This is a genomic window from Planobispora rosea (assembly GCF_014648175.1).
Lineage (GTDB): Bacteria > Actinomycetota > Actinomycetes > Streptosporangiales > Streptosporangiaceae > Planobispora > Planobispora rosea.
Genome location: NZ_BMQP01000016.1, coordinates 1 through 15,434, shown reverse-complemented (window position 1 = coordinate 15,434; position 15,434 = coordinate 1). Strand labels below are relative to the sequence as shown.

Sequence of the window (15,434 nt, the reverse complement as noted above, 5' to 3'; positions counted from 1 at the left end):
CGCCCTTTTCACCATATTTAGGTCGTTAACTCTCGGCTTTCTTGAGCCAAGCCGTACATGAATGTTTCCTGTGAGCCGGCTGGTATGAACCTTCAGTGAACTGCCAGGAAAGCTGGGTAGCCTGCCTCGGCATGAACTGGCAGCGGACAGTCAACGACGCTCTGGTCAAATTCACCGGATTCCGGCTCACCCGGGCGGGGACCCCGGTGAAAGACGGACGGGCACCCGCACCCGCGACCGCGAGTGAGGAACTCGTCCGGCCGCCCGCGGACCCGCAGGCCGACCGGCTGCTACGGGCGCCGATCTTCATTCTCTCTCCCGTCCGGTCGGGATCCACGCTGCTGCGGGCGATGCTGGGCGCCCACTCCATGCTGCACGCCCCGCACGAGCTGCACGTACGCCGGCTGACCGTGGGCTTCGGCACCACGCTGGCGCGCAGGGCCATGGAAGCGCTCGGCCACAACCAGGCCGACCTCGAACACCTCCTGTGGGACCGGGTACTCCATCGGGAACTCGTCCGCAGCGGCAAGTCCTTCATCGTGGACAAGACCCCGGCCAACGCCTTCGCCTTCCGCCGCATCGCCACCTGCTGGCCCGACGCCCGCTTCGTCTTCCTGCTCCGCCACCCGGCCTCCATCGCGACCTCCTGGCACGAGGCCAGCCCGGACAAGCGCACGCCCGAGGAGGCCGCGCTGGACGCCCTGCGCTACATGAAGGCGGTCGAGCGGGCCCGCGCGGCGCTGTCCGGGCTGACCATCCGCTACGAGGACCTGACCGCCCATCCGGAGGCGGAGACCCGCCGCCTGTGCGACTTCCTGGACATCCCGTGGGAGCCCGGCCTGCTCTCGTACGGCGAGCAGGCGGTCATCAGCAAGGGGCTCGGCGACTGGAAGGACAAGATCCGGTCGGGCACCGTACAGCAGGGCCGGGAGCTCCCCGCGCCGGACGAGATACCCGAGACGCTGAAACCCATCTGCAGGACCTGGGGCTACCTGGCGGCGTCATGAAGATCCGCTACATGCTCCTGCACGCCTACGGAATGGGAGGCACGATCCGCACGGTGATCAACCAGGCCGGGGCGATGACCGAGGCGGGGCACGACGTCGAGATCGTCAGCGTGGTACGGCGCCGCGACCGGCCGCGCTTCCCCCTCGACCCGCGCGTCAGGCTCACCGCCCTGGTGGACCAGCGAGAAGGAGCGCCGCCGGACTCGACCATCCGCCGGATCCGCAGACTGCTCCGGGGCCGGATCGTCCCCCGGGGGGAGTTCGCCGGAGGGTACTTCACCGAGGGTGTGGAGCGGGCCGTCATCGACTACGTCTCCTCCCTGGACGACGGAATCCTGGTGACCACCCGCCCGGCGCTGAACCTCATCTCCGCCCGCCGTACCCCGGCGTCCGTCGTACGGGTCGCCCAGGAGCACATGAACCTGGCCACCCACCCCGAGCCCGTCCGCAGGCAGATCGCCCGCCACTACGGCAAACTCGACGCGGTCGTCGTCCTGACCGCAACCGACCGCCGGGACTACCAGGAACTGCTGCCCGGGACACCTGTCGTGCGGATCCCCAACGCGATCAACACGCTCGACCAGCCCCTCTCCACCCATGACAACCGGCGTGTGGTCGCCGCGGGCCGCCTGGTCGCGCAGAAGGGCTTCGACATGCTCATCCCGGCGTTCGCGCAGGCCGTACGGGACCGTCCGGGCTGGCGGCTGGACATCTACGGCACCGGCCAGAAGAGGAACACGCTGCGGGAGCTCATCGACGAACACGGCATGGCCGACGTCATCGCACTGCCGGGCCGCAGCAGCAAGCTGGGCGAGGAACTGGCCGACGCGTCGCTGTACGCCCTCAGCTCCCGCTTCGAGGGACTGCCCATGGTGATGATCGAAGCGATGTCCCACGCGTTGCCCGTCGTGGCCTTCGACTGCCCGACGGGACCCGCCGACGTACTGACCCACGAGGTCGACGGGCTGCTCGTGCCGCCCGGCGACGTCGAGGCGTTCGCCGCGGCCATGGGCCGGCTCATGGACGACCGGGCGCTGCGCACCAGGATGGGCGCCGCGGCGCTGAAGACCGTGCGGGAGTACGCCCCGGACAGGGTGATGCCGATGTGGGAGAACCTGTTCGCCGAGCTGCTGGAGGGGCATCCAGAGGGCTGAGACGGCCCGGGAATGAACGGCGCGCGCACGCGGCTGATCCGGGCGAGCGGATCGAAAGGGGAGCAGGATGACCGTCAAGGTCACGGCGGTGCCGGAGAAGAACCGCTTCGAGGCGCAGCTGGACGGCACCCGCGTGGGTCACATCGACTACCTCCGGAAGGACGGGGTGATCATCTACACCCATACGGAGGTGGACCGCGCGTTCGAGGGGCGGGGGATAGGCGGTGAGCTCGTCCGGGAGGCGCTGGACGCGGCCCGGGCCGAGGGGGCGAAGGTGGTCCCCCGCTGCTCGTTCGTGAGGCACTGGATCGACCTCAACCCCGGCTACGCCGACCTGGTCGGAAGATCCTGATCAGATCCGCCGGACACCGGTGGAATCCGGGAGGCCTCGGGGGAGCCCGGCTGTTCGGCGCGCGGCTCGCCGACTCCGACCTCGGCGGTGCGGACCTCGCGTGACGCCCGCACCCCGTGCTCTCCACGGGCTGTCTCCAGAGCGAGGACGGATTCGAGGCCGGACTCGTAGCGGAATGTGATCATGTAGGCGCGAGCCGTCGGGAGGGTGACGAAAATCACGAGGGGAACACAGATTCCCTCGTCTCGGATTGTTCGCATACCGGGCCATCGGCCGATCCCTTGCTAGGCTGCAGGGAACCGTTGGAACCGGGCGTTGTCTCACCCCGGCAGGTGAGACCGTCAAGAAGTGGGGTCACACCGTGAAGAAGCTGCTCGTTCTGGCGCTCGTCGCTCTTGGGGGGCTGCTGGTCTGGCGCAAGGTTCAGGCCGATCGCGCTGAGCTCGACCTGTGGACTGAGGCGACCGGCAGCGATAACTGACCGGCGCGACTACCGATTCGGGTGCTCTGATGGTCCTTAGCAAGGTTGGGGGAATGACACCCATCAAACTTGCCTGTCTGGATCTGGCAGGCACCACCATCGGTGACGTCGCCATGGTCGAGCGGGCGTTCGCCGAGGCGATCGCCACGCAGGGAATCGTGCCCGGGACCGGGGCATACGCGCGCGCCATGGTGCACGTGCACCGGTCCCGGGGATGCCCCAAGATCGATATCTTCCGCGGCATCTTCCCCGACAACGAGGCCCAGGCCCAGGCTGCCAACCTGACCTTCGAACGTTCCTACGAGGGCGTGATCGAACGTTCCGGCCTCCTCCCCCTGCCGGGAACCATCGAGGTGCTGGACAAGCTCCGCGGCGCCGACATCAAGATCTGCCTCGTCACCGGTTTCAGCCGGGCCACCCTCGGCCGCGTGCTGACGGCCCTGAGCTGGTCCGACAGGATCGACCTCGCACTGTCCCCGGAGGACGCCGGTCGTGGCCGCCCCATGCCCGACATGATCCTCACCGCGGTGATGCGCCTGGGCATCGAGGACGTCCGCCAGGTCGCGATCGCCGGAGACTCGGAGAGCGACATGCTCTCCGGCCGCCGCGCGGGCGCCTCGGTGGTGGCCGGCATCCTGACCGGGGTCCACAGCAAGGACCGCCTCATCAAGGGCGGCGCCACCCACGTCCTGGACTCCATCGCCGACTTCCCCGGCCTGGTCCTCGGTTCCGACCTGCCGGAGTCCCCGATCGCCACCTCCACGCGCTGACCGGACCGGGGCTTTCACGCGGACGAGGCGACCGCGAGTGGCGAGAACGCCTGGGCTGTTGCTACGGTGTACGACTGAAGCAAGCCGTACCTGATCATCTACGCAGGTCACCGGCTTGGTCTCGGGGCCTTAGCTCAGTTGGCAGAGCGCCTGCTTTGCAAGCAGGATGTCAGGAGTTCGAATCTCCTAGGCTCCACCCCAGCTCAAAGGCCACCCCCCATGATCGGGAAGTGGCCTTTTCGATCTTATACAGCAGCGGAATACAGCAACGGCTACGAATCCAGCCGGTCACCGAGCTTCTTGAGCGCCTTGCGCGTCTCCTCCGATGAGACCTCGCTGTAGATGTTCATGGTCACCGAGATCTGACTGTGCCGGAGGATCTGCATGGCCACGCGCGGGTGGACGTCGAGGGCGACGAGGAGTGACGCGCAGGTCTTCCGGGTCGCGTGGACGTTGACCTTCCGCACGCCCGCCCGGTCGCACGCCCTGGCGAAGCTGCGCCGGAAGTTCGACGGCTCCACCGGCCGCCCGCTCGCGGTGGTGAAGACGAGGCCCGTCTCCTGCCACGAGTCCCCCGCCGCCTCCCTGGCCACGTCGTGTGCCCGTCGACGGGCACGGAGCGCCGTCGTCACGATCTCCGGGAAGGGCAGCGTCGCGTCCGAGGCGTCCGTCTTGGTCTGCCGGTGGAGGAGCTGGCCGGCCACCCGCTGGAGCTGCCAGCCGATGGTCATTTCGGCGTTGCCGAGGTCGACGTCCTCCCAGCGGAGGCCGAGGGCCTCACCGAGGCGCAGGCCCAGGACGAGGACCAGGACGTAGACCGGATACATCGGGTCCTCATGGGTCCGGGCCGACTCCAGGAAGGCCCGCGCCTCCTCGACGGACCACGGCCTGACCTTCCGCTTGCGGGGGACGGACATCTTGACGTTGGCCGCGACATTCCGGGAGAGGATCTCCTCCCGTACGGCGTTGCTCAGCGCCGCGCGGAGCGTCATGTATGCATCGTGGACGGTCCAGTCCGAAGGCGTCGACGTACAGCACTTCCCCACCGCGCAGCAGTGCCGACGACGCTTCGGGTTGCTGTGCTTCTCCGGCCGGGCGGCATCCTTGCCCTGGGCGCAGCACTGGCAGGAGGAACGGACCTTGTTCACCCAGGTCTGCACGTCCCGCACGGTCAGCTTGTCGAGCCGCTTCGATCCGAGAGCGGGCACGATGTAGAGCCGGGAGAACATCTCATAGTTGGCGGCCGTCTTGGGCGCGAGGTTCGGTTCAACGACGTTCTTGAGCCAGTAGGCCAGATAGTCACCGAGCTTCGGTGACGTGGTGGTGACCGGCCCCTTGCGTGCCAACTCGTGGAGCTTGAGCCACTTCTCATGGGTCTCCTCGCGGGTCTTGCCGTACGCCCATTTGCGGGTCTTCTTGCCCTCCGGCGTGGTGACCCAGACGTAGCCCGCCCAGCCGTCTTTGTAGGGGAAGACCGAGCCCTCACCGTTCGCGCGCTTCCTCATCAGACAGCCTCCTCACAGAGCCGGGTCACATAGTCGCTGAGCGCGGATTCGGGGATGCGGCGGCATCGCTCGCCGACGAGGACGGAGCCGAGTTCACCGGAGCGGATGAGCTGGTAGACCGTCCACCGGCTGACCTTGAGCTTGGCCATCACCTCGGGGACAGTGAGCATGTCATCGGTCTTCATCAGGCATCACCCCCGCCGTCCATCGGCCAGGCGGGTAAGGCCGTGCCGGTCAACGCGGCGGCGAGGAGCGCGTCACCGGGAGCCAGGCCCTTGCCCGCGTACTCCCATTCGGCGATCACGAGGACGGTGTCCTCGTCGAAGAGGGGCAGCCGTCCGCTGGTGACCTCTTCGGTGTGAACGAAGCGCTCTCTCGCTGAGCGGATGTTGCCGAGGGTGGTGGAGTAGTGCCGGGATCGGGTGGAGAAGTGGCCGCGGAAGCCGAGCATGTGCGCCCATGCAGTCAGCCGCAGGTCGGCCAGGCCGTCGAGGGCACCCAGGCGGAAGCACTCGGCGATGAGCCGCCGGGCGTGCTCGCGGATCGGCAGGACCGTCAGGTCGTCGAGCGGGCTGAGACGCCGATCCAGGGTGCCGACGCACTCGGCGGTCTTGGTGGCGTACTTGGCGATGTAGCCGGCCACTGCCTGGTCTGTCAGTTCTCCGCCCATGGTGATCGGGCGGATGTCGAGCTGTTCGCCCCAACGCAGCACCCGGGCGGGCTCACCCTCCACGGCCGGGACGGGCACGGAGACGGCCGAAGCCGCGTGCCGTACGGCATCCGCCAGAACATCGGCGCTCGCCCAGGCCGGAGGCGGGGAGGCGGGTCCGTCGGGGCCGTCGAGGCGGATGACGGCGTGGAAGTGCACGACGCCGCGCCGCTGGTACTCGGCGACCTTGGCGAAGGCGATCGTGAGCCGTCCCCGGAGTTCCCGCAGGGTCAGGCCACCGAGCTTGGCGACGCGGCGGCGCAGGGCGTCCGTGAAGTACCGCCAGAGCTGGGAGGCTAGGGCGTTGAACAGCACGCTCCCGGCGTAGTCGTAGCAGTCGGGACAGAGCGGTTCGCCGAGGCAGGCGTCCTCGGTGCCGTGGCGCTTCGTGCAGGACATGACGCGCCCGTGCGGGCAGGTCTCGGCGTCGCGCCGAGCGTGGCACGGCAGGACCTTGCCGTTCTTCTCCCGCCGGGCATGGACGATGCCGAAGGACGGGGCCGTGAGGGTGACGAACAGGCACGGGTGCGCCGTGACCGACTCGGGGACGCCCTTGCCGCCGGCCAGGCCCGCACGGATGAGATGGTAGGTATCGGCCCGGTAGACCTCGGCGCAGGCCGGGCAGCGCGCGGCGCGCCGGGTCTTGCACGGCACCCGTAGTACGCCGTCCGGCTCATGGCGGGTGCTGTAGCGGTGCAGGAGTTCACCGGTGGCCCGGTCGATGTGGTCGACGCGGCCCCGTAGGTGGATCGGCTGTCGGCATCCCCCGGTGCGGCGGATCTGGGCGGCCCAGCGGGCGTAGTGCGGATCGTTCAGGCGGGTGATCATGCCTGCGATCGCGTGCGGAACAGGGTGGGGTGCGGGCAAGATGGAGACCTCCTTTCGCTCGTTGGGGTGAAGGGATGGCCCCCGACCTGGCAGGCGTCTTGGCGGATGTACGGCCAGGCCGGGGGCGCCGAGGCTCAGCAGAAGCCGAGGCCCTCGCAGTGCAGACAGGTCTCTGCGTAGGAGTCGAGGCCGCATCCGCCGCAGTGGCAGCAGATCCAGCGCTTGGGTTCGACCGGCGGAAGCGGTGGTTGAGGGTCGGGCGAGGAGATCCCCTCGCCGGGCGGGTCAGGCCGCATCGGCGGCTTCTGGGATGACGCAGCCGGAGTAACTGGCGTCGGCCTGATGCTGGGCGCGTCGGGCGGCCAGGATCGCGAGTGCCTCGTAGGCGACCGGGCCGAAGGCCAAGCGCGCCTTGTGGTGGCCGTAGGCCGTGTCCGAGGGGTCGGGCGTGACGCCCAGGAGCGTGGCGATCCGGTCGATCTCGGCGATCATCTCGGCGTCGGTGCCCCGGGTGGGGAAGTACAGGAACGTCACGTCGTGCCGGGGGACGGGAACGGCGGGGTTGGCCTCCAGGAAAGCGGCCAGGCCCTGGAGGCCCTGGATCACGGCGGCTCGGTAGTCGGTGGCGGTCATCGGTTCTCTCCTCTCGTCAGGCGGTTTCTGAGACGGTGTGCAGGGTGCGCAGCAGGTCGGCGGCGAGGGGATCGGACACCCCGAGCCGGGCGCGGAAGACCTCAGGCGGGATGGGCATGCCGTGCTTGGCGTGGTGTTCGTCGGCCACGCGCCGGGCGAAGGCGAGTAGAGCCGGGGACGGTCCGGCCGGATCACCTGTCCCGGTCTTGCTGGTCTCGTCGGCCGGGACGAGGGCAGGTACCGGGGTCGAGGGCGCAGGCGCGGTGGAGGCGGTGACGGTTACTGCGGATGGGACCGGGGCCGGATCGGCCGGGTACGGAGCCGTCGCGCGGCGTTCCAGCACGGAGACGGCGATCAGGAACGCGCCCGCCGGAGTCGCCGCGGTGATCCAGCCCCATACCGAGGGTTCGGCCTGGGCCAGGTTGGCCGCGAGAGACAGGGCGATCCCGGCGACCAGGACCAGGGTCGGCCAGGAGATCGGGCCGGAGCGGACGCGGCCGGTCTTCTTGTCGCGCTGGCGCTCCCGGGCGGCCATCACGCACGTGAGGTCGACGCACACGGCCACCGCCCAGGCCATCCAGCCCGATTGCCCGTGTTCGGTGGCCGTGTCGCGGATGTGGGTGAACGATCCGGCACCCGCGATCACAGCCAGGATCAGGACCGGTCCGGAGTCCAGCAGTCGGCAGGCAAGGCGTCGCATCGCATCCCCCTTTCTGATCAATCGGTCAGGCGTTGAGCAGCTCGTCGAGGTCGGCGTCGTTGATCTCGGCGTGGTGGGTGCCTTCGGTGAGTTCGGCCCAGGACGGGGTGAGATCGGCATACATGCGGGCGGCGTGTTCAGCCGCATGCTCGGCGACGTAGAAGGAGCGCGCCCGGTACCACTGGCCGTCCTGGGAGGCGACGATGGCGACGCCGGGGGTCTCGGCGGCGATCGAGCGGGCGGAGATCAGGGCGGCGGGATCGAGGTCGCCCAGGGTCATGGTGGCGGTTTCGGGGTCGTTGACCCGGTGGCAGATCCGTCCCGAGCACTGGGCGCGCAGCGCGGTGACACCGGGGCCGAGGTCGGAGCCGATGCGCTGGCCGCAGCAGAACAGGTAGATCCCGAAGGCCCGCCCGAGCTGGGCCACGCGAAGGAGTGCGGTGGAGGTCTTGGCGATCTCGTCTTTCTCGGACTTGTCGGCCATCAGATACAACTCGGCCAGCTCGTCGACCAGGGCGACGATCGGAACCGGGCGGATGGCCGGGGGTAGTTGCCAGATGTTGCGTGCCCCGGCTTGGCGGCACAGGCCCATCCGATCGACCATGAGGGCGACCAGGTCATCGAGCAGGCGTACCGACTCGGCCCGACAGGTGGCCAGCGCCGACAGTCGAGGCGCGTAGGGGGTGAACTCCACGCCGCCCTTGAGGTCGAAGCCGACCAGGGCGACCGGTTGCGGGGCCAGGCCGACGATCAGGGCGTTGGCGAGGTTGGATTTGCCGGACTGGGTGGCCCCGGCGTTGATCCAGTGCGGGACCGTACGGAAGTCGATCACCCAGGGCTTGCCGGTCTCCAGCCGTCCCACGGTGACCTTCAGCAGCTCCGAGGAAGCAGGTACCTGATCGACCCGCACCAGCGGATCGCGCATGGTCGCGGCCAGCACCACCCGGCCGGGCCGGGGTGAGGAGACTCGGACGGCGTGCACCCGCCAGGAGTGCGCGAGCCGTTCGGCCGCCTCGGCGTAGTCCTCGGGAATCTGACCTTCCAGAGTGCGGATGGTGACGCGCCAGCCGTACCGGGTCGGCAGCGGAAGCCACATCCACGGCTTGGTGTCGACGGCCACCCGCTGGAAGCGGCGGCGGACCTTGACCAGGCCCGTGGAGGCGACCGCGCCGGGGGTGAGGGTGAACCACCAGCGTTGGCGCTTCTTGGTCAGCCCGCAGCCGAGGGCGACCTTGCGCCAGGTGGCGCGGACGCTGAGTGCGGTGAGCGGGTAGCCGGCCAGCAGCCAGAAGGACCGGTAGTGGATACGCCGCCAGGACCACAGCCCGGCTGCGACCATGAGCAGAACGATCAGCGTGTCCAGCAGCGGCGGCAGGATCTCACGCAACGGCGCTCACCTCTCCGGGCAGGATCGAGGCGGCTCGGTAGCTGATGCCCCAGCGGACTTCGCCGCCTCGGGTCTGCTCCCAGACGAAGCCGACCAGGTCGACGAGGCGGACGGGCATGCCGAGGGTGACGGGTGGCTCTCCGGAGGTGTTGACGCGGATCAGCTCGATCCGGCCGGTGCTGTCGATGGCCGACAGGGCCACCTCGTAGACGGGGTTGCCGCTCTTGTCGGTCTTGATCTCGCCGGTGTCCTTGTTGAGCAGACGAGGGCGGGGGGCGGCGACGCAGACGAACTGCAACTTGGTGGTGTCGACGGGGATGGGGATGTTGCGCATAACGGATGACCTCCTTATTCGTCGTAGCCAACATAGTTAACCTAGCTGGCTTGGCTGTCAACGTCCTCGTGGTTGGCTTGGTCACCACCCTGTGCTGAACTAGAGGCACTGACGGCGAAATGAGGGGCGGGATGGTCAAGAACACGGGGCGGCCCGGTTACTTACAGATCGCCGACGATCTGCGCGAGCAGATCCGGGGCGGATCTCTGGCGCCCGGTGCTCCGCTGCCGTCCACCGCCCAGTTGGCCGAGCAGTACGACGCGTCCCTGAGCGTGGTGAAGATGGCCGTCGGTCTGCTGCGCAACGAGGGCTTGGTCGTCGGCCAGCAGGGCAAGGGCGTGTTCGTCCGCGAGGACGCTGCGCCGGCCCCGCCGCCTGCCGATGAGCTGGCCGAGATCCGCCTCACGCTGCGCGACTTATCGGAACGACTGGCGAAGGTCGAGAAGGCGCTGTCCGACCGTAGGTGAGGCTCGCGCCCCGCACGTGGCAGCCGGTGACCCGGCGCGCCAGGCCCGCCGTACGGCTGGGCGCAGTGGCGGCCAGGTGCCGCCGCCGGTCTTCCTGGCGCATGCCGACCATGACGAGCATGTAGCCGACGAGCATGATCGCGGTGAGCACGAAGCCGATGATCAGCGGGAGCGTGCTCACGTCCAGATCACCCCCGCCTCGGTGATGTTGCGGGGGCGGCCGGCCGGACGACGGCTCTCGCCGCGCCGCTTGGCGGTGCGGCCCTTGGCCGCCCGGCGCTGGAGCCAGCGCTCCCGGGCGTGGCACTTGCGGCAGAGGGTCTGCCCCTCCTCCAGGGTCGCGCTGCAGATGCAACCGGGAGTCTCGTCGAGCAGGCTGATGATGGTGGTGATCATTGGTATCGCTCCTTTCGGTTGGTTGCCGTTGGGGTGCGATACCGAGAGTGCGCTGATCAGGGGGGACGAGATCACTACAGGACGGGACATGTTCAGGACGTCCGGTCTACGATTGCCAGGTCCCTGGACGTCCCCTTGCGGGCAGGTGGAATGGCGAACGAGCGACTGCGCGCGGCCCTGCTGGAACGCGGGGCATCGGTGGCCGAGCTGGCCGAGGCGATTGCGGTTGATCCGAAAACCGTGGAGCGATGGATCACCAAGAACCGCACGCCGTACCGAAAGCACCGTCTAGCAGTGGCGTCGTTCCTGAAAACGGACGAGACCTACCTATGGCCCGAGGCACTCACGCCCCAGCAGGTGGCCGCCGCCTCCGAGAGCGAGATCGTCACCGTCTACCCGCACCGCTGGGCCGTGCCGAGGGACGCCTGGGGACGTCTGTTCGCGCAGGCCGCACGGGAGATCGGCGTGCTGGTCTACAGCGGCATCTTCATCGCCCAGGACACCGGCATCATGCGCCTGTTCGCCGAAAAAGCCAGCGCAGGCGCACGGGTGCGCATCCTGCTCGGTGACCCCGACTCAGCCGAGGTCGCCCAACGCGGCGCGGACGAAGGCCTCGGCGACGGCATGGCCGCACAGATCAGAACCGCCCTGGTGCTCTACCGGCCGCTGCTCCGGGTCGACGGCCTGGAGGTACGGCTTCACCGCACGATCCTCTACAACTCCATCTACCGCGGGGACGATCAGCTCCTCGTCAACACCCACATCTACGGCAAGTTCGCCGCCGACGCCCCGGTCATGCACCTACGCAAGGTGCTGGGCGGAGACATGATGTCAACCTATGTCGACAGCTTCGAAAGCGTCTGGGATGGCGCGACGCCCGTAGAGTCCTGAGTCATGGCCCGCCGCATCGACTTCTACGACGATCCCGCCGCACCCGCGCCCAACAGCCTCGTGCCGTCGGTCAACGTCGTGGTCACCAACGACACCGGCGAGATCCTGATGATCCGCCGCAGCGACAACGACAACTGGGCCGTACCGGGCGGAGCCATCGACCTGGGCGAGTCCCTGCCCGAGGCTGCCATTCGGGAGACGCTGGAGGAGACCGGCATCCGGTGCGAGATCACCGGCATCGTCGGCACCTACACCGACCCCAAGCACGTCATCCTCTACACCTCCAACGGCGAAGCCCGCCAAGAGTTCTCCATCGTGCTGACCGCCCGAGCCGTCGAGGGCGAGCCGACGCCGAGCGACGAGTCCCGCGAAGTCCGATGGATACCGCGCGACCAGGTCGAGACTCTGACGATGGACCGGTCAATGCGCCTGCGGATCGGCCACTACCTGGCCGACCGGGCAGGGCCGTACATCGGCTGATGCCTCTTGATCGCATTGCCGTACGGTATGCCCTATGAACGCTCCCCGTGTCCCCGAAGACGCGCACTATCCCTGGCTCGACCTTCTGCGGCGCGTGGGTCCGGTCGCCGTCGAGCGTGCGTCCTGGGATGCTCCTCCGCAGCCTGACCCTGGAAGCTGGCTGGGTTCACCTGGGGTCGCTGAATCCGAGATTGTGCAGCATGAGCAGCGTCTCGGTGTCCGCCTGCCGCCGAGCTACCGGGAGTTCCTCCGGGTCACCAACGGCTGGGACGGGGACGGCATCGCCTGTGGTCCACTGCTGCCGATCGAAGGGATCGGCTGGCTTCGTGACCTCGATCCGCACCTGGCCGACATGGGGTTGTCCCAGGATGAGGGCTTGCGCCCATCCGATGAGGATTACTTCGTCTACGGAGACGATCAGCACACCTACCATGTCCGATGGGAGTACGTATCGGACACTCTCCAGATCGGCGAATACGACGCCGGCGCGTACCTCCTCAACCCGCACATCACAACCCCGGATGGCGAGTGGGAAGCCTGGTACATCGCGCCATGGCTGGCCGGGGCCGAGCGTTGCCGCTCCTTCTGGGATCTCATGAACAGCCAGTTGCAGGAGTACTCAGGGACTCCGTAGGAGGAGTTACGCGGTCCTGCTCTGTTGTGCTGCGGCGAGCGCAGACTCGACAACCCTGACCGCGGCTAGGATGCAGGGCGTCGACGCGGTGATCGATCGTGAGACGAGATGTTCAGGGCCGTAGCGTGAGTGGATCTCCGCCAGGCGCTCGGTGACGTCAAGGGGCACGCCGTCCGGGCCGGTGGTCATGTCGCAGTAGGTCAGCGCCTCGACCAACTCGGGGCGCTCCTGGTCGAACTCACTCGTGAGCGCGTCGAAGAGATCGCGGTTACGCGCCTCGTTGACCGCGCACGTGTGGTGGGCGACCAGACGGCACAGCCGGTCATCGGCCTTGACCACATCGCGTAGGTAGCGTGCGCCGTCGAGCGGGTGGAAGCCGGTGTCGACGAGGTCGGGTGCGTAGCCGATGTCGTGCAGCCAGGCCGCGGCGATCAGCAGGTCTGCCTCTTCCTCGAGGATCGGCGCCAGCGCCTCGGCCTTCGCGGCCACGCCCTGGGAGTGCGCCCAGCGGCGGGGCAACGGCTCTTCCAGAATGGTTCTGGCCAGCTCACGGGCCCATTCAGCTTGTCCCATGCGGTTCACGATAAAGGCCGGACCCTGGGGGACTTCCAGAGTCCGGCCCGGGACGTCCTAAGACGTCTCAATCGTGGAGCAGTCGGACGAACCGGCCCTTGCCGTGCTCGGTGGTGATCAGCCCTTCTCGCTCCAGTTCGGCCAGAGCGTGGCGAACCGTGTTGCGCGACGCCGCATACCGCCGCCGAAGCACATGCTCACTGGACAGTACGGTCCCGGCGACGAGCGTCCCGGCGTGGATCTGCTCGCGGAGGTCACCGGCGATCGCCTGATAGCGGTACGACGGCCCGCCGGATGCACCATCGCTCACCACACGCCCCTTGCCGGGCAGGGTGACGATCAGACCCTCGTCCTCCAGGATCGCCAGACCCCGCCGAGCCGTAGCCCGGGCCACCCGGAACTCTGCCACCAGGGCCGCCTCTGACGGCAGGGCGGTTCCCGGCGGATAGGTGCCCGCCGTGATCCGGGCACGCAGCCGAGCGGCGATCTGGTCATAGACCCGCCCGCCGGTCAGCCACCGGCTCTCCTCGGTGGACATCGACTCAGGCGCGGTAAGCGTCGATGATCTTCTTGAGGTCAAGGCCGAGCTCTCCCTGTTCACCCTCACGCCATCCGGCCCGAGCAGCTTCCGCGATGACGTCGGCGGCCCGGAAGAGGCGCAGGCAGGACACCCGCTCATCGGGCTGATCACCCCAGTAGAACCACTGAAACGGCAGGTGGACATAGACCCGGCGGGCCCGGAAGGCGCTGTCGGTCACGTCCAGGCAGGGGCGGCCCTTCTGGTCGATGATCAGGACTGCGGTTGTCTCCCGGTCGGTCAGCTCACCGTGCAACGCGGTCAGCAGGTCGACCTGATAGGCGTGCTGGTTCTCTTTCACGGTGCCCATGCGGCGGAACTCCCATCGGTGTGAAGGAGGAAGGAGGGGAGCCCGGGCGCTGGGCTCTCCTTGCCGTCGAGGGTGGCTTCCGGGGCGGGACTGTGGCACCACGAGTTAGGGACGTCTAGGGACGTCTTGTGTTAGCGTCGCAGGCACCGACCCTGTGGAAGGGACGCCCCTCATGAACGAGACCCTCCGGCACGCACTCATCCGGGCACGACTGCATCCCGTTGACGTGGCCGCCCGTCTGGCCGTGGACCCCAAGACCGTCACCCGCTGGATCGCCGGCCGCACCCCGCACCCGCGCCATCGCCTGGCCGTGGCCGACCTCCTGGACCTCGACGAGGGCGAGCTATGGCCCGCCGACTCCCGGAGTCGACGAGGCAGCAACCTCGGGGAGATCCAAGCCGTCTACCCCCACCGCTGGGTCGTTCCGGCCGAGGTCTGGCGTGCCTTCTTCCAAGCCGCACAGCACGAGATCGGCATCCTGGTCTACAGCGGCCTGTTCCTCGCCGAAGACGCCGGACTCTTGCGCATCCTCACCCAGCGAGCCCGGGCCGGAGTACGGGTGCGAATGCTGTTGGGCGACCCCGAAAGCCCGGCCGTAGCGGCCCGAGGGGCGGAAGAAGGCGTCGGCCCCGACGTCATGGCCGCCCGGATCCGCAACGCTCTTGCCCTGTTCCGACCGCTCCAGGAGGTCGAGGGCATCGAGGTCCGGCTACACCGCACGGTGCTCTACAACTCCATCTACCGCGCAGATGACGAACTTCTGATCAACCTGCACGCCTACGGCACCCGCGCCCCTGACGCGCCGGTCATCTACCTCACCCGCAGCGAGACCGACAGCACGGCAGCGACCTACCTCGACAGCTTCGAGAGCGTCTGGACCAGCACCGAACTCCGAGCTCACAGGACCTGACACGAGACCCATCAAGATCGAACGTAACTTATCTTCTCGTCTTTAAAGGCGATCCGCCTTCGGCGTCCCGCCGCGCGTTGGGCGGTCGCCGGCCGCGCTGCGGCTCTTCGGCCGGTCGCGGCCGCGCCGCCCACGCGCTCAAGCCGCGTAGTGACGCAAGAAGCGTGTTGGTCCCCTGGTCGCGATCATGTATCGCTATAGCCGTCTCGGATGCGTTCGGCTTCTTGCTGTGTCTCCGCCGCGTCGGCGGGGCGTCCCAGCTCAGAGAAGCGGATACCGAGGTTGGACAGGGAGGCGGCGAGGTCGGGAGCGTAGCGGTCGGGGTAGACCTGCGCC

The 15,434-nt window shown here is 68.3% G+C and carries 22 protein-coding genes and 1 tRNA gene; 11 read left to right on the top strand and 12 right to left on the bottom strand.

The features are described 5' to 3' along the window. The first annotated feature begins 131 nt into the window (after nucleotides 1-131). From IEZ08_RS17420 to IEZ08_RS17400, 6 genes are all read left to right on the top strand, one after another. Entirely contained in the window at nucleotides 132-1,007 is an 876-nt protein-coding gene (locus tag IEZ08_RS17420) for a sulfotransferase family protein (protein WP_189242498.1), read from the top strand. Further along, nucleotides 1,004-2,161 carry a glycosyltransferase family 4 protein gene (locus IEZ08_RS17415; RefSeq protein WP_068920452.1) on the top strand — a complete coding sequence of 386 codons (1,158 nt, stop codon included), beginning with the start codon at nucleotides 1,004-1,006 and terminating at the stop codon, nucleotides 2,159-2,161. The genes IEZ08_RS17420 and IEZ08_RS17415 overlap by 4 nt, the downstream gene beginning before the upstream one ends. A 67-nt stretch (nucleotides 2,162-2,228) precedes the next feature. Beyond that, entirely contained in the window at nucleotides 2,229-2,513 is a 285-nt protein-coding gene (locus IEZ08_RS17410; protein WP_068920453.1) for a GNAT family N-acetyltransferase, read from the top strand. A gap of 361 nt (nucleotides 2,514-2,874) precedes the next feature. Continuing rightward, a complete protein-coding gene (locus IEZ08_RS39610; protein WP_218061633.1) occupies nucleotides 2,875-2,994 on the top strand; it encodes a DLW-39 family protein in 120 nt (39 codons plus the stop codon). Between the two features lie 53 nt (nucleotides 2,995-3,047). Then, a complete protein-coding gene (locus IEZ08_RS17405) occupies nucleotides 3,048-3,764 on the top strand; it encodes an HAD-IA family hydrolase (RefSeq protein ID WP_068920454.1) in 717 nt (238 codons plus the stop codon). Nucleotides 3,765-3,887: 123 nt separating this feature from the next. Beyond that, a tRNA-Ala gene (locus IEZ08_RS17400) sits at nucleotides 3,888-3,960 on the top strand. Between the two features lie 76 nt (nucleotides 3,961-4,036). Here IEZ08_RS17400 and IEZ08_RS17395 read toward each other — a convergent pair. The 8 genes from IEZ08_RS17395 to IEZ08_RS17360 all read right to left on the bottom strand — a co-directional run bounded on the left by IEZ08_RS17395 (nucleotide 4,037) and on the right by IEZ08_RS17360 (nucleotide 9,860). Further along, nucleotides 4,037-5,269 carry a tyrosine-type recombinase/integrase gene (locus tag IEZ08_RS17395; protein ID WP_189242497.1) on the bottom strand — a complete coding sequence of 411 codons (1,233 nt, stop codon included), beginning with the start codon at nucleotides 5,267-5,269 and terminating at the stop codon, nucleotides 4,037-4,039. Continuing rightward, complete coding sequence (locus IEZ08_RS17390; protein WP_189242496.1) at nucleotides 5,269-5,454, bottom strand: helix-turn-helix domain-containing protein; 186 nt, start codon at nucleotides 5,452-5,454, stop codon at nucleotides 5,269-5,271. Before IEZ08_RS17390 ends, IEZ08_RS17395 begins: the two co-directional genes overlap by 1 nt. Next, nucleotides 5,454-6,806, bottom strand: coding sequence for a replication initiator (locus IEZ08_RS17385; RefSeq protein ID WP_189242495.1), 1,353 nt, complete (start codon nucleotides 6,804-6,806; stop codon nucleotides 5,454-5,456). Before IEZ08_RS17385 ends, IEZ08_RS17390 begins: the two co-directional genes overlap by 1 nt. Nucleotides 6,807-6,940: 134 nt before the next feature. Beyond that, nucleotides 6,941-7,102 carry a hypothetical protein gene (locus IEZ08_RS17380; RefSeq protein WP_189242494.1) on the bottom strand — a complete coding sequence of 54 codons (162 nt, stop codon included), beginning with the start codon at nucleotides 7,100-7,102 and terminating at the stop codon, nucleotides 6,941-6,943. Then, a complete protein-coding gene (locus tag IEZ08_RS17375) occupies nucleotides 7,092-7,439 on the bottom strand; it encodes a hypothetical protein (protein WP_189242493.1) in 348 nt (115 codons plus the stop codon). Before IEZ08_RS17375 ends, IEZ08_RS17380 begins: the two co-directional genes overlap by 11 nt. Nucleotides 7,440-7,455: 16 nt before the next feature. Beyond that, nucleotides 7,456-8,139: a DUF2637 domain-containing protein gene (locus IEZ08_RS17370; RefSeq protein ID WP_189242492.1), complete on the bottom strand. Its 684-nt coding sequence runs from the start codon at nucleotides 8,137-8,139 to the stop codon at nucleotides 7,456-7,458. Nucleotides 8,140-8,164: 25 nt separating this feature from the next. Then, nucleotides 8,165-9,478: an FtsK/SpoIIIE domain-containing protein gene (locus IEZ08_RS17365; RefSeq protein WP_189242546.1), complete on the bottom strand. Its 1,314-nt coding sequence runs from the start codon at nucleotides 9,476-9,478 to the stop codon at nucleotides 8,165-8,167. A gap of 40 nt (nucleotides 9,479-9,518) precedes the next feature. Then, nucleotides 9,519-9,860, bottom strand: a complete 342-nt coding sequence (locus IEZ08_RS17360; protein ID WP_189242491.1) for an SCO3933 family regulatory protein — start codon at nucleotides 9,858-9,860, stop codon at nucleotides 9,519-9,521. A 131-nt stretch (nucleotides 9,861-9,991) separates the two neighbouring features. On the opposite strand from IEZ08_RS17360, the gene IEZ08_RS17355 reads away from it, so the two are divergent. Beyond that, nucleotides 9,992-10,327, top strand: a complete 336-nt coding sequence (locus IEZ08_RS17355; RefSeq protein ID WP_189242490.1) for a GntR family transcriptional regulator — start codon at nucleotides 9,992-9,994, stop codon at nucleotides 10,325-10,327. Nucleotides 10,328-10,504: 177 nt separating this feature from the next. Here IEZ08_RS17355 and IEZ08_RS17350 read toward each other — a convergent pair whose 3' ends face one another. Continuing rightward, nucleotides 10,505-10,723, bottom strand: coding sequence for a hypothetical protein (locus tag IEZ08_RS17350; protein ID WP_189242489.1), 219 nt, complete (start codon nucleotides 10,721-10,723; stop codon nucleotides 10,505-10,507). A 150-nt stretch (nucleotides 10,724-10,873) separates the two neighbouring features. Here IEZ08_RS17350 and IEZ08_RS17345 point away from each other — a divergent pair, with 150 nt between their 5' ends. Genes IEZ08_RS17345 through IEZ08_RS17335 form a run of 3 tightly spaced genes read left to right on the top strand, consistent with a single transcriptional unit; the run spans nucleotide 10,874 to nucleotide 12,728 of the window. Then, entirely contained in the window at nucleotides 10,874-11,614 is a 741-nt protein-coding gene (locus tag IEZ08_RS17345) for a helix-turn-helix domain-containing protein (protein ID WP_189242488.1), read from the top strand. 3 nt (nucleotides 11,615-11,617) lie between these two features. Continuing rightward, nucleotides 11,618-12,094, top strand: coding sequence for an NUDIX domain-containing protein (locus tag IEZ08_RS17340; RefSeq protein WP_189242487.1), 477 nt, complete (start codon nucleotides 11,618-11,620; stop codon nucleotides 12,092-12,094). Nucleotides 12,095-12,128: 34 nt separating this feature from the next. After that, nucleotides 12,129-12,728, top strand: coding sequence for an SMI1/KNR4 family protein (locus IEZ08_RS17335; protein WP_189242486.1), 600 nt, complete (start codon nucleotides 12,129-12,131; stop codon nucleotides 12,726-12,728). Nucleotides 12,729-12,734: 6 nt separating this feature from the next. On the opposite strand, the gene IEZ08_RS17330 is transcribed toward IEZ08_RS17335, so the two are convergent. The 3 genes from IEZ08_RS17330 to IEZ08_RS17320 form a co-directional block, all read right to left on the bottom strand. Then, nucleotides 12,735-13,301 carry an HD domain-containing protein gene (locus tag IEZ08_RS17330; protein ID WP_189242485.1) on the bottom strand — a complete coding sequence of 189 codons (567 nt, stop codon included), beginning with the start codon at nucleotides 13,299-13,301 and terminating at the stop codon, nucleotides 12,735-12,737. A gap of 67 nt (nucleotides 13,302-13,368) precedes the next feature. After that, complete coding sequence (locus IEZ08_RS17325) at nucleotides 13,369-13,839, bottom strand: GntR family transcriptional regulator (protein ID WP_189242484.1); 471 nt, start codon at nucleotides 13,837-13,839, stop codon at nucleotides 13,369-13,371. A 4-nt stretch (nucleotides 13,840-13,843) separates the two neighbouring features. Further along, nucleotides 13,844-14,188: a hypothetical protein gene (locus tag IEZ08_RS17320; RefSeq protein WP_189242483.1), complete on the bottom strand. Its 345-nt coding sequence runs from the start codon at nucleotides 14,186-14,188 to the stop codon at nucleotides 13,844-13,846. Nucleotides 14,189-14,360: 172 nt separating this feature from the next. On the opposite strand from IEZ08_RS17320, the gene IEZ08_RS17315 reads away from it, so the two are divergent. Beyond that, on the top strand, nucleotides 14,361-15,098 hold the full coding sequence (locus tag IEZ08_RS17315; protein WP_189242482.1) for an XRE family transcriptional regulator: 738 nt from the start codon (nucleotides 14,361-14,363) through the stop codon (nucleotides 15,096-15,098). Nucleotides 15,099-15,434 lie beyond the last annotated feature (336 nt).